This is a genomic window from Actinomadura luteofluorescens (genome assembly GCF_013409365.1).
In the GTDB taxonomy this organism is placed as follows: Bacteria; Actinomycetota; Actinomycetes; order Streptosporangiales; family Streptosporangiaceae; genus Spirillospora; species Spirillospora luteofluorescens.
This window is the reverse complement of record NZ_JACCBA010000001.1, coordinates 5,138,969-5,154,084: the sequence shown is the minus strand read 5'-3', so window position 1 is coordinate 5,154,084 and position 15,116 is coordinate 5,138,969. Positions and strand designations below refer to the sequence as shown.

Annotated in this window: 13 protein-coding genes; 11 read left to right on the top strand and 2 right to left on the bottom strand. The window is 72.7% G+C overall.

Annotated elements, in window-relative coordinates; all coding sequences use genetic code 11:
* Nucleotides 1-9: 9 nt before the first annotated feature.
* Nucleotides 10-1,953 (top strand): WD40 repeat domain-containing protein, encoded by a 1,944-nt coding sequence (locus tag BJY14_RS23975; protein ID WP_179845685.1) that lies wholly within the window; start codon nucleotides 10-12, stop codon nucleotides 1,951-1,953.
* Here the strand turns inward: BJY14_RS23975 and BJY14_RS23970 are convergent.
* Nucleotides 1,943-3,952, bottom strand: coding sequence for a PQQ-binding-like beta-propeller repeat protein (locus BJY14_RS23970; RefSeq protein WP_179845684.1), 2,010 nt, complete (start codon nucleotides 3,950-3,952; stop codon nucleotides 1,943-1,945). The two genes, BJY14_RS23975 and BJY14_RS23970, sit on opposite strands and share 11 nt — an antisense overlap.
* A 134-nt stretch (nucleotides 3,953-4,086) precedes the next feature.
* Between BJY14_RS23970 and BJY14_RS23965 the strand changes: the two genes are divergently transcribed.
* From BJY14_RS23965 to BJY14_RS23930, 8 genes are all read left to right on the top strand, one after another.
* On the top strand, nucleotides 4,087-4,854 hold the full coding sequence (locus BJY14_RS23965; RefSeq protein WP_179845683.1) for an amidohydrolase family protein: 768 nt from the start codon (nucleotides 4,087-4,089) through the stop codon (nucleotides 4,852-4,854).
* Complete coding sequence (locus tag BJY14_RS23960; RefSeq protein ID WP_179845682.1) at nucleotides 4,851-5,612, top strand: amidohydrolase family protein; 762 nt, start codon at nucleotides 4,851-4,853, stop codon at nucleotides 5,610-5,612. The genes BJY14_RS23965 and BJY14_RS23960 overlap by 4 nt, the downstream gene beginning before the upstream one ends.
* A gap of 524 nt (nucleotides 5,613-6,136) precedes the next feature.
* Complete coding sequence (locus BJY14_RS23955) at nucleotides 6,137-7,393, top strand: ABC transporter substrate-binding protein (RefSeq protein WP_179845681.1); 1,257 nt, start codon at nucleotides 6,137-6,139, stop codon at nucleotides 7,391-7,393.
* A gap of 79 nt (nucleotides 7,394-7,472) precedes the next feature.
* Nucleotides 7,473-8,435, top strand: a complete 963-nt coding sequence (locus BJY14_RS23950) for a carbohydrate ABC transporter permease (RefSeq protein ID WP_179849585.1) — start codon at nucleotides 7,473-7,475, stop codon at nucleotides 8,433-8,435.
* 5 nt (nucleotides 8,436-8,440) lie between these two features.
* Nucleotides 8,441-9,271 (top strand): carbohydrate ABC transporter permease, encoded by an 831-nt coding sequence (locus BJY14_RS23945; RefSeq protein WP_179845680.1) that lies wholly within the window; start codon nucleotides 8,441-8,443, stop codon nucleotides 9,269-9,271.
* A gap of 7 nt (nucleotides 9,272-9,278) precedes the next feature.
* Nucleotides 9,279-9,974: an amidohydrolase family protein gene (locus tag BJY14_RS23940; protein ID WP_179845679.1), complete on the top strand. Its 696-nt coding sequence runs from the start codon at nucleotides 9,279-9,281 to the stop codon at nucleotides 9,972-9,974.
* On the top strand, nucleotides 9,971-10,747 hold the full coding sequence (locus tag BJY14_RS23935) for an amidohydrolase family protein (protein ID WP_179845678.1): 777 nt from the start codon (nucleotides 9,971-9,973) through the stop codon (nucleotides 10,745-10,747). Before BJY14_RS23940 ends, BJY14_RS23935 begins: the two co-directional genes overlap by 4 nt.
* On the top strand, nucleotides 10,744-11,919 hold the full coding sequence (locus BJY14_RS23930; protein WP_179845677.1) for a DegT/DnrJ/EryC1/StrS family aminotransferase: 1,176 nt from the start codon (nucleotides 10,744-10,746) through the stop codon (nucleotides 11,917-11,919). Before BJY14_RS23935 ends, BJY14_RS23930 begins: the two co-directional genes overlap by 4 nt.
* On the opposite strand, the gene BJY14_RS23925 is transcribed toward BJY14_RS23930, so the two are convergent.
* Nucleotides 11,901-12,872 carry an LLM class flavin-dependent oxidoreductase gene (locus BJY14_RS23925; RefSeq protein WP_179845676.1) on the bottom strand — a complete coding sequence of 324 codons (972 nt, stop codon included), beginning with the start codon at nucleotides 12,870-12,872 and terminating at the stop codon, nucleotides 11,901-11,903. The two genes, BJY14_RS23930 and BJY14_RS23925, sit on opposite strands and share 19 nt — an antisense overlap.
* Before the next feature lie 110 nt (nucleotides 12,873-12,982).
* On the opposite strand from BJY14_RS23925, the gene BJY14_RS23920 reads away from it, so the two are divergent.
* Nucleotides 12,983-14,098, top strand: a complete 1,116-nt coding sequence (locus BJY14_RS23920; RefSeq protein ID WP_179845675.1) for a mandelate racemase/muconate lactonizing enzyme family protein — start codon at nucleotides 12,983-12,985, stop codon at nucleotides 14,096-14,098.
* A 20-nt stretch (nucleotides 14,099-14,118) separates the two neighbouring features.
* A complete protein-coding gene (locus BJY14_RS23915) occupies nucleotides 14,119-15,081 on the top strand; it encodes a dihydrodipicolinate synthase family protein (protein ID WP_179845674.1) in 963 nt (320 codons plus the stop codon).
* Nucleotides 15,082-15,116 lie beyond the last annotated feature (35 nt).

Genomic DNA, 15,116 nt, shown 5'->3' with positions numbered 1-15,116 from the left:
GGTTTCCCTGTGATCCAGCGTCGCCAGTTCCTCCAGACGGCCGCGGCGGCCGCCGTCGCGAGCGGTACCCCCGTCCTGTCCCCCGGGCTCGCGAGAGCCTCCGGCCGCGCCCCGCACGAGGTGGAGGGGACCGTCACCGATCTCGGCCCGGCCAGCGTCAGCACCCCGCTCGGCAACGGCGAGTTCGTGAACGGGGTGCTCTACGCCGGCACCCGCGGCCTGTCCCCCAACGTCGTCGGGGCCTACGACCTGGCCAAGGACGCCGTGACCGCCCACGTCGACATCCCGACCGGCATCGGCGTCTGGGCGATGTGCAAGGTCGGCACCGACGTCTACGTGGGCACGCACAGCCAGTCCGACCTCTACCGCCTCGACACCCTGACCGGCTCGGCGGCCAAGGTGGGCGCCTACCCCTACCACTTCATCTGGAACCTCGCCGCGTCCCCCGACGGCAAGGTCTTCCTGGCCATCTCCGAGCCGGGCCGCGTGGTGGAGTACGACCCGGCGAGCGGTGCGAGCCGCGACCTCGGCGTCACGGTCGAGGGCGAGGCGTACGTGCGCAGCATCGCCGCCGACGAGACGACGATCTACGCGGGCGTCGGCGCGAACGCCCACCTCGTGACGATCGACCGCGCCACCGGCGCCAAGCGCGACATCCTCCCGGCCGCGCTCGCCGAACGCGACTTCGTGGCCAGCCTCGACATCTCCGGCACCCACCTCGCGGGCGGCATCTCGTCCAACGGCGAGGTCCTGGTGATGTCCAAGAGCGACCCCGCCGACCACCGCGTCATCACCACGTCCGAGAAGTACATCCCGTCCGTGCTCCTCCACGACGGCTTCGTCTACTTCACCGGACGCCCCTCGGGCACGCTCTACCGCTGCTCGCTCGACGGCGGCGAGGTGGAGACGCTCGGCATGGGGGCGCCGGAGGCCGCCACGCACCGGCTGCTCGCGCACGAGGGGAAGGTGTACGGGGTCCAGGACGGCGCCGTTCTGGTGTTCGACCCGGCCACCAAGGCGCTGGCCTACGTCAGTCTCGTCCAGCGGGGGTTCAAGGCCGCGCCGGAGCAGCCGATGTCGGTGCATTCCGACGGCCGCCGCGTCTACGTGGGCGGCAAGGGCGGGGCCGACATCCACGACATCGCCACCAGGTCCCGCACGCGGCTGGGCATCCCCGGCGAGCCCAAGACCGCGCTGACCGTGCGCGATCGCACCTACCTCGGCGTCTACACGCAGGGCCTGCTCTACTCGCACCGGCCGGGCGACGCCGAGGCGAAGCTGCTCGCCAAGACGGGCAACCAGCAGGACCGGCCGCGCGACCTGGCCTACGACCCGTCGACGGACCTGATCGCGATGACGACCCAGCCGGAGCCGGGGCAGGTCAACGGGGCGCTGTCGCTCTACTCGCCGCGCACCGGAAGGTTCGAGACGCACCGGCCCCTGGTCGAGCGACAGAGCCTCTACGCGGTGACGTGCCGGCGCGGCGTCGCCTACATCGGCACCAACATCCAGGAGGGGCTCGGCCTGCCCCCCGTGACGACGACCGCCCGGCTCGCCGCGTACGACCTGCGGCGCCGCAGGCTGCTCTGGCAGGTGGAGCCGGTGCCCGGCGCGAAGGTCGTCCCCGGCATCGCGCACACCGAGCGGGCCGTCTACGGCGTCACCGACACCGGGGTGCTCTTCGAGTTCGACCTGCGCCGCCGGAAGGTGACCCGGACGGTGAAGGTCGGCACGCGCGGTTCCGACCTGCACATCGTGGGCGGCAGCGCGTACACGACGGACGGCCAGGCCGTCTACAAGATCGACCTGGCCGCCCTCGCCGTCGAGACGATCGCCGGCGGGCTGGCGGGCGAGTGGTTCGGCGGCGAGCCCAAGCTCGCCCTCGACCCCTCGCGCCGCGCGCTCTACGGGGTGAAGGGCCGCAACCTGGTCCGCATCGCGATCACTGGGTGACCTTGGCGGGAACGGTCAGTGCGGGGCACCGGGGGTCGAGCCTGATCCGGGCCAGGTCGCGGCCGATCAGGGCCCAGGCGTTCCAGGAGCCCGGCTCGAAGGCCAGCTGCGGGTCGGTGTACCACTCGTCGCCGAGGCCGGTCGCGACGAGCTTGGCCTCGGTGCCCAGCACATGGACGTTCCCCCCGCCGAAGTAGGTGGAGGCGAACACCCGTCCGCGATGCACCTCGATCTCGCCGTACCCGGGCAGCGGGCCCTGGTGTGTGATCGTCCGGGTGGCGAGGTCCATCGCGAACCAGCTCGCGGTGCGCTTGTAGACCCCGTACAGCACGCCGTCGTGCACCTTGACGTCCTGGAACGTCCGGTAGCCCGGCACGGGGTCGGTCTGCCAGAGGACCTTGCGGGTGCCGAGATCGAACGCGGCGACCGACGCGGACGTCCTGACCGGCGGCGTGCCTCCCCCGCCGAGCACGTCGCCGCCCAGGTAGACGATGCCCGCGGCGGAGTCGAGCGAGAGGCTCATCAGGCTCTGGTCGGGGATGACGTCCACGTACACCTGCTTGTCGCCGGTGTCGGGGTCGACCACCGACAGCGCGCCCTTGAGGTTGGCGCCGAGCGGCGCCGTCGCGACGAGCAGCTTGTCGGTGCGGGGGTCGTACTCCAGGTCCCACGGGCGCTGCTGCCCCTGGCCGAGGTAGCCGAGGCTCCGGATCCCGCCGGTGCGGGGGTCGAGCTCGATGATCTGACCGCTCGGGTAGATCGCGGCGTACACCTTGCCGCCGCGCCGGACCATCGCCTTCGGCTCGCCCGGCACCCACAGCCGCCGCTTCCCGCCCGTGCGCAGGTCCCGGACGGTCACCGAGTAGTGCCCGCCGACGTAGAGCTCACGGCGGCCGGGGTCGAGCAGGATCGACTGGGGCCGTTCCGAGCCGGTCGTCAGGCCGGCATCGATGAGGTCGGTGTAGGTGACGGCCTTCGTGGTGAGGTCCATCGACCACATGCCGCCGCTGCCGGAGAAACCGGTGAGCCGGTCGCCGTCCGGTACCAGCCTGCGCGTCTCCTCTCCGAGCCGCGGCGTGCCGAGCTCGGTGGGCGCGGTGTCGCCGGTGCGGTACCGGTAGATGGTGCCGTTGGGCCGGGACGCCAGGTAGGCCGTGCCGTCGGCGCCGAAGGCGATGGTGTCGAGGGAGTTGCCGCCGAGTTCGATCGAGCGCAGGTCGGTGCCGTCCTTGCGGACGTCGAGGAGCGTCGTGCCGCTCGCGGCGAGCACGCGGTCGCCGTGCTCGGCCACCGCACCGATCCCGGTGGCGCCCTGTGCCAGCTCGCGCACGGCGCCGTCCGACCGCCGGATCGCGACCAGCTTGCCCTTGTCGAGCAGCCCCGCGTAGACGTTGTCGGCGTCCGCCGCGACCGCGCGGACGTAGCGTTCGCCCGCGGCGAGCACGCCGAAGTCGCGCACGGCGCCGGTCGCGGGCACGTACTCCCGGACCCTGCCGTCGGGGTAGGTGCCCGCGTAGATCGTGCCGTCGGGGGCGGTGGTCAGGCTCCAGATGAAACCGCCGTTGCGGCCGAACGAGCCCAGGTGCTTCACCTCGCCCGTCGCCGGGTCGAAGCTGTAGAGGTCGGGCACCGGGTAGGTGCCGATGTAGATCTTGCCGCCGGACACGGTGGTGGCCCAGGCTCCCTCGGCCTCCCCCGCGGCGGGCGCGTCGGGCAGCCTGACCTCGCGGACCACCTTCCTGGTGGCGAGGTCGATCTCGGCGAGCAGCGGCGGCTTCAGGCCCCGGGTGACGACGTAGGCCTTGCCGTCGAGCACCGTGGCCCCGACGATCGCGCCGGTCAGGGACGCGGGGCCGAACGTCGTGTAGCCCGGCGCCGAGCAGGACGCCGGTGAGGCGGTCGCCGCGAGGGCCGGGGTGACCGGTGAGAGGGCGGTTGCGGCCAGGAGGGCAGAGACGATCACGGCCCGGGCCTGGCGGCGGGAACGGCTGGAGTGCATGCCGTACCTCCTCGATAGACTTGTGGCCTGGACCGTAATCAGATGCCGCGGTGCTCGTCAATGCGTTCTCGCCCTTGCTGTCGAGCGGACCGCCCGCTTAGGGTCTTGACCGATATCAGAGAGAGAGTGGTTCGATGACGGCATTCTCGACGGAAGGTCTGCTCGGGGAGCTCGAGGTCACCCTCGATCTCGACGTCCTCGTCGGCGCCCATCCGGATCGGGACGGCCCGTCCGGGACCCCCGAGGCGGTCCTCGGCACCCTCGCCGCGCACCGCGTCGCGGGCGCGGCGGTGGCGAGCCTGCGCGCCGCGCTGTTCGACATGGTCTCGGGCAATGACGAGGTCCTCGCCCTGGCCGCCGAGCGTCCCGAGGTGGTCCCGGTCGGCACCGTCGACCTGCGCGACCCGATCGGCGCCGCGGCGGAGGTCGACCGGCTGGCCGCCGCGTCGGTGCGTGCGGTACGGCTGTTCCCCGACGAGCAGAACGTGGAGGCCGGCTTCCCGTCCGTCCGGCACGTCGCCAAGCGCGCCGCCGGGCACGGCCTGGTCGTGCTCACGGGCGGCGACGTGCGGCGGTTCTGGCGCCCGTTCGGCGGCCTCGGAGCCACCGTCGTCTTCCTCGACACGCACTTCTACCACCTGGGCGACTTCCTGGTCGCGGCGGCCGACGAGCCGGGGTTCCACACCTCCACCCGCCTCCTCAACTCCCCCGACGCGCTGGAGACCGTGGCCGCCCGCCTGGGCACGGACCGGCTGGTGTTCGGCTCGCGCACGCCGCACGCCGAGACGACCGTGCCGCTGCTGCGCCTGGCCACGAGCGGGCTCGCCCCCGCCGACGTCGCCGCCGTCGCGGGCGGCACCGCCCGCCGCCTCCTCGGACTCGACCCCGGAGCCGCCTCGTGATCATCGACGTGCACGCCCACTGGGGCCCCTGGTTCTTCACCATGGACGTGACGGCCCTGAGCCTGCGGACCATGGACCGCTACGGCATCGACGTCGCGATCGTGTCGGCGACCGAGGCCGTCGTCTACGACGCGCCGCGCGGCAACCGCGCGCTGGCGGAGGTGCTCGGGGCGACCGACCGGCTCTACGGGTATGTGACGGTCAACCCGCGGCGACTCGCCGAGGCCGAGAGGGACCTCGACGCCTACCTGCCCACCGGGCGGTTCGTCGGCGCGAAGATCCACACCGACTACACCGGGTCGCCGGTGACCTCGCCGCAGATGCGCGACGCCCTCGCCCTGCTCGGCTCGCTCGGCTGCCCGGCGCTGGTGCACACGTGGGGGACGTCGGTGCTCGACCTCGCCGCGCTCTGCGAGGAGACCCCGGGCCTGAAGGTGATCGCGGGCCATATGGGCGCGGACGGGTACCGGCACGCGATCGAGGCGGCGAACGGCTGCGACCGGGTCTATCTCGAACCGTGCTGGTCGCAGGCCCCGGCGGGGCGGTTCGCGGAGGTGGCCGCGGCCGTCGATCCCCGGCAGCTGCTCTTCGGCACCGACTCGACGCTCATCGATCCGGCCTCGGCGTTCGGCGCGGTCGCGGCCGCCGGCCTTTCCGAGGAGGTGGCCGAACAGGTCGCGTGGCGCAACGCCGCCGATCTGTTCGGCCTGCCTTCACCCCTCTCGCGGAGCACGGGAACCGACTCGCGAGCCATGTAGAGGTCGCGTTTCCACGCCTTGGCCGGACCGGCCCGGTGAGCCAGGTGCGGGAGCGTGTGGGCACAGGCCGCGGTGGGCCGCTGCCGCGCCGGGTGAGCTCACGGCCGACTCGATCGTGAGCGGCCCTGACCGAAACCTGTGAGGCGTCGCCGAGGCGAGCTTTTCGCCCTCGATCCATGCATCCGAGAGCTCGTCCGGCAGCCGGCGTCCAGCACAGACGTTACCCGTGGCGACCTCGTTCGCCACGGGTGGCGTCCCGTAAGCGATCATGGACGCGATCGAGATCGACGAGCTCGATCCCCGGTCACGCGGCACACCGGCGCCCTCCGGTGGATCACCTCTCGTGGCGGGCCCGTGGTGCGCGGGGCGGACCACGGGGTTCGTGGCGGCGCGGAGATGCCCGGGATCGTTCCCAGGCATTGACACCCGAAATCCAGCACGGCTACTTTCGGCCTAGACCGTTATTGCCCGCGCTCCGCCCCCTGCCCCCCCCCGCGTCACCTCGAACTAAGGGGTCCGTCCCGATGAAGATCCGTGGCAGCCGCCTCGCGGCGTCGATCACCCTACTCACGCTGACCACCGGGTTCACCGCCGCCTGCGGCGACTCCGGCGGCTCCGACAAGTCGCTGACCCTCTGGATGTATCCGGTCATCACCGACGTCCAGGCGAACAACGCGTACTGGAAGAAGATCGAGACGGACTTCGAGGCCGCCAACTCCGGCACCGACCTCAAGATCGAACTCCAGCCGTGGGACGGGCGCGACACCAAGGTCGCGACCGCGCTGTCCGGAGGCAAGGGCCCCGACGTCGTGCTGCTCGGCCCCGACCAGGTCCCCCAGTACGTCGCCAACGGCACGCTCAGGCCGGTCGACGGCGCGGTGTCCTCGGCCAAGGGCGCCTTCCTCCCCAACGCGCTCAGCGCGCTCAGCGTGGACGGCAAGCTCTACGCCGTCCCCATCTACCACACCGTGACCAGCATGATCTTCAACAAGAAGCTGCTGGCGAAGGCGGGCATCGACACGCCGCCGCAGACCTGGGACGAGATCAGGGCGGCCGCGCCCAAGCTCAAGGCCAAGGGCTACGCCACGCTCGACTACTCGGCGTCCCCCGAGGCCTCGCTCAACATGAACTTCTACCCGCTGCTGTGGCAGGCGGGCGGCAGCGTCTTCTCCCCGGACGGCAAGAAGGCGGCCTTCAACAGCCCCGAGGGGCTGGAGGCGCTCACGTTCCTCACCGACCTCTACAAGGAGGGCGCGGTGCCGAAGAGCGCGCTCACCAACAAGAACGTGGTCGCCGACCAGGCGCTCGGCAAGCAGCAGGTCGCCGCCGGGCTGATGAACGTCCCGGCCGACGCCGAGATCGCGGCGAAGACCTGGGGCCAGGAGAACGTCGTCGTCGGCATGCCGCTGATGGGCCGCAAGCGCGTCGGCTTCGGCATTCCCGGCGGGCTGGCCGTCAACGCCAGGTCCAAGCACACCGGGGCGGCCGAGAAGTTCCTCAAGTTCATGATCGACCCGAAGCAGATCACCAGCCTCGGCACCGCGTCGGGCTTCGTGTCCCCGCGCACCGACGTGAAGGTTCCGGCGCCCAACCCGCGCGCCGCCAAGTTCGCCGAGGCCCTGCAGTACACCTACCCGGGGGACGCCAACCCGTCGGCCCGGCAGGTCATGGCGCTGCTGCGCACCGAGATCCAGGCCGCGCTCACCGGCAAGAAGACGCCGGAGCAGGCCCTGGAGGACGCCGCGAAGCAGGCGGACGACCTGCTGGCGCGGCAGCGGTAGCCGACCGAGGATGAGCGCGAACGAACGGGCGGGCGGCCGTGGCGGCCCCGGCCACGGACTGGAGGAGGCACCTGTGCCCATGTCCAGCGCGGCTCCCGTCGCCTCCCCACCCGGCGGCACCGCCGGGACGGGCCCGGCGGCGGCGGGCGGCACGTCACCTCCCGGCGGCCGGAGACGGGCCCGGCGGCGCCGGCAGGCCCGGGTGGGACTGCTCTTCGCGGCCCCGATGCTCCTGCTGTTCGCGGTGTTCCGGTTCGGGCCGGTGCTCGGGGCGGTCCTGCTGTCGCTGACCGACTACCGGCTGAGCGGCGAGTGGACGTTCATCGGATTCGAGAACTACACCCGGCTCGGCGGCGACGACCTGTTCTGGGACAGCCTCAGGGTCACGCTGCTGTACGTGGTGATCTTCGTGCCGCTGACCGTGCTCATGTCGCTCGCCACCGCGGCGATGCTGCACCAGGTGGTCTGGCGGCGCGGGCTGTTCCGGGGGATCTTCTTCCTGCCGTACGTGACGAGCATCGTCCTGGCCGCCGTGATCTGGAAGTGGATCTACGACGCCGAGGACGGGCTCGTCAACGGGCTGCTCGGGCTCGCCTCGCTCGGCCCGGTCGACTTCCTCGGCCGCGGCGAGCTGGTGCTCCCCTCGATCGCGCTCACCTCGGCGTGGAAGGGCTTCGGCTACTCGATGCTGATCCTGCTCGCCGGGCTGCAGGCGATCCCGCGGTCCTACACCGAGGCGGCCATGATCGACGGCGCCGGGCCGTGGCAGCGGTTCCGGCACGTCACGCTGCCGCTGCTGCGGCCGGTGCTGTTCTTCGTGATGGTGATCGAGACCATCACCGCGTTCCAGGTCTTCGACGCGATGTACGTCATGACCGGCGGCGGGCCGGTGCGGTCCAGTTTCTCGCTCGTCTACATGCTCTACGACTCGGGCTTCAAGTTCTTCGACTTCGGCTACGCGAGTGCGATCGGGCTGGTGATCTTCGTCTTCGTGCTGGGCGTCTCGCTCGTCCAGCGCCGGTTCCTCGGAAGGGAGGACTGAACGCCATGGCCGCATCCCGCGCCGCTTCGCGCACCGGGCGGCTCACGCTGCCGGTGCTGCTGGTGCTCACCGCGATCGTCACCATCACCCCGTTCGCCGCCATGGTGCTCGTCGCGTTCGCCCCCGAGAGCGGGCAGACCTTCCCTGACGCGCTGATCCCCGACAGGATCACGTTCGCGAACTTCGAGCACGTGCTGTCGAGCTCCGACGTCCCGCGCTGGACGCTCAACTCGCTGATCTTCTCGTTCGTGTCGGTCGTGCTGATCCTGCTGTTCGCGTCCATGGCGGGCTACGCGTTCGCCAAGAAGCGCTTCCCGGGCCGCGACGCGCTCTTCTGGGCGCTGCTCGCCACGCTGATGGTGCCCTTCCAGGCGACGCTCATCCCGTCCTACATCCTGGTCTCGCGGCTGGGCGGCGTGGACACCTACTGGGGCATGATCGTGCCGACGCTGGCCAACGTGCAGGCGATCTTCCTCATGCGGCAGTTCATCGTGCAGCTGCCGGACGAGCTCTTCGAGGCCGCCGAGATGGACGGCGCCTCGGAGTGGCGGATCTTCACCACGATCGTGCTGCCGCTGGTGCGTCCCGCACTCGCCACCCTGGGCGTCTTCGTCTTCCTCTGGCACTGGAACGACTTCCTGTGGCCGCTGGTCATCGGGCAGTCCGGCGAGATGCAGACCCTCACCGTCGGGCTGGCGACGCTGCAGAGCGAGAACGTGCCGATCAACCAGATCATGGCGGGCGCGACCATCACGGTGGTGCCGAGCCTCCTGGTCTTCGGCCTGCTCCAGCGCTACCTCACCGACAGCATCGCGATGACGGGGCTCAAGGGCTGACCGGTCCATGATCATCGACATCGACCGCGTGCTCGGTCCGATCCCCGGTGACGACGTGGCGAGCGCGGACGAGGAGGGCCTGGTCGCCGAACTCGATCGGCACCGCATCGACCTCGCCTGCGTCGTGCGTTCCCGCGCGCTCTTCTACGACCCGACCGACCCTCCGCCGCGGACGGTGTCCGATCGGCTGGTGCCGGTGCCCGTCCTGGTGCCGGGACCGCTCGGCACCGGGGGCAGCGCGGCGCGGCTGGTGCGGCTCTGCCCGGCCGAGCACCGTTTCGCGCTCACCGGTCCGCACTGCCTGGCGCTGGCCGGCGACCTGGCCGATCAGGGCACGGCGGTGCTGCTGGGCTGGGAGTCGGCGACGTTCGAGGGGATCCACCGGCTCGCGACGCGGCACCCCGGGCTGCGCCTCATCCTCACCGGCACCGGTTACCGGAGCCTGCGCGAACTGGCCGACCTGATGGACGCCCACCCCCGGATCGGCGTCGACACCGCGACGCTGAACGGGCACCGGCACGTCGAGTGGCTGGTCCGCCGCTACGGTGCGCACCGCGTGTGGTTCGGCACGGGCGCGCCGATCAGCGACGACGCCGGGCCGCGCTTCCAGCTGGACCACCTCGACCTCCCCGACGCCGACGTCGCGCTGATCGCCGGCGGCAACGCGCGCGACCTGCTCGAACTCGATCACGAGGGCCGATGAACGATCAGGACGCCTGGCACGGCAAGGTCATCGACGCCCACGGCCACCTCGGCGGCTGGTTCAACTTCGCCATCCCCGACACCTCGGCCGAGAGCCTGGTCGCGGTGATGGACCGCTGCGGCGTGGCCACGATGTGCGTCTCGCACCTGCTCGGCGTCGGCCCGGACGCCCGCGCGGGCAACGCCCTCCTGCTCGCGGAACTGGCCCGGTGGCCCGGCCGGTTCCTCGGGTACGCCGTGTACGACCCGCACGATCCGCAGGCTCCCGAGCGGCTGCGCGACCTCCTCGGCGAGCCCGGCGTGATCGGGGTGAAGCTGCATCCCGAGACGCACGGGCACCCTCTCGACGGGCCCGGCTACGAGCCCGCGTTCGCCGTCGCCGCCGCGTCCGGCGCGATCGTGCTGTCCCACGGCGAGTCCGGCTCGCCCTGGTCCGGCCCGGCGCGCTTCGCGACCGTCGCCGGACGCCATCCGACCGTCCCGCTGCTGATGGGCCACGCCGGGCTGTGGCCCTCCGGCTTCGCCGCCGCGGCGGACGTCGCGAAGCGGTGCCCGAACGTGGTGCTGGAGATCTGCGGCTCGCGGATGACCGCCCGGCACCTGGCCCGCCTGGTGGCGGCCGCCGGCGCGGACCGCATGGTCTTCGGCTCGGACGCGCTCTTCCTCGACCTGCGCGTCGGGCTCGGCCGCGTCGTGCTGGCACGGCTCGACCCGGCCGACCGCGACCTGCTCCTCTTCGGCACGATGACCCGGCTTCTGGAAGGAGCACGATGAGGCTGGCCCTCGACGGCGGCACCCCCGTCCACACCTCCGGCTGGCCCGCCTGGCCGCCGCCCGCCACCCCCGAGCAGCGCGAGCAGCTGCTGGAGGTGCTGGACGGCGGCGCGTGGGGAGCGACGGGCGGGACCAAGGTCGCCGGGTTCGCGACGGCCTTCGCCGCCTCCGTCGGCGCGGAGCACGGTGTCTGCGTGGTGAACGGCACGGTCGGGCTCTTCCTGGCACTGCGCGCCCTCGGCGTCGGTCCCGGCGACGAGGTGATCGTGCCCGCCTACACGTTCGTGGCCAGCGCGACCTCGGTGGTGCTCGCGGGCGCCCGGCCCGTGCTCGCCGACGTCACCCCGGACACGCTGCACCTGGATCCCGCGGCGGTGGAACGCGCGATCACGCCGCGCACCAGAGCGATCATGCCCGTGCACCTGGCGGGCGCCCCCACGGACACCGAGAGCCTCCGGGCGTTCGGGATCCCGCTCGTGGAGGACGCCGCGCAGGCGCACGGCGCCGCCCGGCACGGGCGTCCGGCGGGGTCGCTCGGCGCCGTGGCCTGCTTCAGCTTCCAGTCGAGCAAGGCGATGACCGCCGGGGAGGGCGGCATCGTCGTGACCGGCGACCGGGCGGTGTACGAGAGCCTCTGGTCGCTGCACAACGTCGGGCGGCGGCTCGGCGGCGGCTGGTACGAGCACCCCGAGATCGGCTGGAACCTGCGCATGACGGAGTTCCAGGCGGCCGTGCTGGCTCCCCAGCTCGCCCTGCTCGACGGCCAGGTGGCCGCCCGCGAGCGCGCCGCCGCGTACCTGGCCGGGGAACTGGCCGCGGTCGGCGGGCTGAGCCTGCTGCCCGGGCCGGAGGGGACGACGCGGCACAGCAGGCACCTCGGCATCGTGCGCTACGCGCCGGCGGAGTTCGGCGGGCGGTCCAAGGCCGACTTCATCGCGGCGATGGCGGCCGAGGGGGTCCCGCTGGACGCCGGGTACCGCTCCCTGTCCAGGGAGACCGCCCTCCGACCGCACGTGGGCGAGGCGTCCTGCCCGGTGGCCGAGACCGCCGAGGACTCGGTCGTCTGGCTCCGGCAGAACCTCCTGATGGCCGACGACGACGCGCTGGCCGACATCGCGGCCGCCGCGGCCAAGGTCAGGCGCGAATTCCGGGCTCAGCCGGAATTGACGTGACCGAAAGCCTCGATGGCGCGGAGGGCGTCCGCCTGCGACATGCCGGGCGGCTGGACGCGCAGCACGACCCCGTCGGCGCCCATCGCCGCGTAGTGCTCCAGCCGTTCCGCGCACTGGCCGGGCGAGCCGATCACGCTCCGGGCGGCGATCTCGTCCCAGCCCTGCGCGTAGCGTGCCGCGTCCGAGGACGTGCGCTTCCAGCCCGTGTACGCGTCGTACAGATCGCGCAGCGGTTCCTCCAGCGCTTCGCGCGCGCCCTGCGAGGTCGGCGCGCAGTAGCCCTCCCGGCAGACGATGACCTCGGCGCCCAGCGTGCCGGGGCCCCGCTCGTACGCGCGGTACTCCCCGATCTTCCCGGGGAGGTCGGCGTCGAGCTCGTTGAACGACGTCGTCCAGCCGTCGCACATGCGAGCGGTCCGCTCCAGCACGGCCGGGACCCGGCCGCCGTTCCAGATCCTCGGGCGCGGCGCCCGGACGGGACGCGGAGCCAGGAACGCCTCCTGGACCTGCGTGAACCTCCCCTCGAACGTCACCTCGTCCTCCGTCCACAGCCGGGTGAGGAGCTCCAGGCACTCCTCGAACCGGGCGACCCGCTCCCGCTGGGCGACCCCGAAGAGGGCGAACTCCTCGGGGCGGTAGCCGAGCACGAACCCGGCCGTCAGCCGGCCGCCCGACAGCACGTCGATGTGCGCGAGGGTCTGGGCCAGCACGACCGGGTGGTAGAGCGGCGCGACAATCCCGGCGGTGGCCAGCCCGATGCGTTCGGTGTGCGCCGCGATCCAGGTCAGCGAGGTGAGGATCTCGTGGTAGCCGGGCCGGTGCAGGTGGCGTTCGCCCAGCACGACCCAGTCGAAGCCGGCCTGCTCGGCGAGCCGCGCCTGTTCGACGGCGTCGTCCAGGGACGGGCGGTCCGCCGCGTCACCGTACAGGTTCAGATACAGGCCGAGGCGCATGGGGCCGCCCTCCAGTCGTCGGTGGCATTGACATCAACCGAGCACGCTACTTACGGTCTAGACCGTAAATCATTTGCCCTCTCATTGCGACCCCAGCAGAGGAGTCAGCCTTGAGCGTCGCCCTCCCCCGCCCCGGCGAGCGCCCACCCGCGACCGCGGGCCCGATCGCCGCGATCCGCACGCGGGTCGTCCGGGCCCCCTACCGCCGCCCGTTCCAGATCAGCAGCGGGATCAGCACGGAGCTGATCAGCCTGGTGGCGGAGGTGGAGACGGCGGACGGGGCGATCGGCGTGGGCGAGACCTCGCCGATGACCGCCTACACCGGCGAGACGCTGGCGGGCGTCGCCGCGGCCGTCGAGGAGCACCTCACCCCCGCCCTGATCGGCCTCGACCCGCTCGACCGGGCCGGCGCGCACGTCGCGATGGACGTCGCGCTGCGCGGCCAGCACGTCGCCAAGGCCGCCCTCGACATCGCGCTGCACGACCTGGCCGGGCGGCTCGCCGGCTGGCCGGTCACCGCGCTGCTCGGCGGCCGGGTGCGCAGCCGGGTCCCGATCGCCTGGGTGGTCGGGCTCGGCACGCCGGAGGAGATGGCGGCGGAGGCCGCGGACTACGCCGGGCGCGGCTTCCGGCACATCAAGATCAAGGGCGGGCACGACCCCCGGGCGGACCTCGACCTCGTGCGCGCCGTCCGGGCCGTGCTGCCCGCCGGCACCGAACTCTGCCTGGACGCCAACGAGGGCTACGACCTCTCCGCGCTGCCGGCGCTGGCCAGGATGGCCGACGCCGGGCTCTCCCTGCTGGAGCAGCCGCTGCCGCACTGGGACCTGGCGGGCCTGGCCCGGCTCCGCGAGCGCCTGGACGTCCCGGTGATGGTGGACGAGAGCATAAAGTCGCCGCAGGACGCGCTGGAGATCGTCCGGCGCGGCGCGGCCGACGTGCTCAACATCAAGATCCTCAAGGTGGGCGGGCTGCACCCCGCCCTGCGGATCGCGGCCATCGCGGACGCGGCCGGGCTTGCGGTCAAGATCGGCTCCATGCCGGAGCTGGGCGTGGCGACGCTGGCCGCGCTCCACCTGGCCGCCGCGCTGCCGGGCGCCACCGTCCCCCCGGACCTGGTGGGGCCGCTGCTGGTCCGGGAGGAACCGCTGGCGCCCTCGGTGTTCACCGCCGTCGACGGATGGGTGGACGTCCCGACCGCTCCCGGCCTCGGCCACGACCTGTGATCCGGAACGGAGACACGACGATGCACGATCTGGTCGACCGGTTGCGCGGCACGCTCCTGCCCGCCGTGGTGACCCCGATGGACCGGCACGGCGTCGTGGACCACGACGCCCTCGCGGCGTACGCCGCGCGGATCGCCGCCGAGGACATCGGCGGCGTGGCCGTGTGGGCCCACACCGGTCGCGGGCTCCACCTGGCCGCCGACGACCGCGCGAGGGTGCTGACGACCTGGCGGCAGGCCACCGCGGCGCCCATCGTGGCGGGCGTCGGCGTGCCGCGGTCGGTCTCCGCCCCGACCCTGGCCGCCGCCGCGGACGCGACGGTGGCGATGGCGGTGCGGGCGGCGGAGCTGGGTGCGGACGCCGTCATGGTCTACCCGCTGGCCGCGCTCCGCGAGGAGCCCGACGGGCACGGCCAGGCCGTACGGCTGCACCAGCGGGTGGCCGCCGAGAGCGGGCTGCCGCTCGTCGGGTTCTACCTGCACGCGGAGGCGGGCGGCTATCCGTACCCGCCCGAGCTGATCCGCGACCTGCTGGCGCTCCCCGCGATGCTCGGCGTCAAGACCGCGACGCTCGACAGCGCCATCGGCTGCCAGGACGCGATCTGGGCGGGCCGCGGCACCGGCAGGCTCTCCATCACCGGCGAGGACCGCATGTTCGGTCCCTCGTTCATGTGGGGCGCCGACACCGCGCTCGTCGGCATCGCCGCGGCGCAGGCCGCGCTGAGCGCACGCGTGCTGCGGGCCTGGACCGGACGCGACCACGCGGCGTTCGTCGAGGCCTCCGACCGGCTCGACCGGTTCGCGGCGGCGACGTTCTACGCGCCGATCGAGGGCTACGTGCAGCGCATGCTGTGGGCCGCGGTCTGGGAAGGGCTCGTCCCCGAGGACGCGGCGCACGACCCGTACGGGCCCGCGCTGCCGCGCGCGGAACGCGACCGGGTGATCGCCTGCCTGGAGGAACTGCGCGCCACCGCGGCGCAGTGATCAGCCGGCTCCGGTGCGGGAACGGGGGTGCGGAG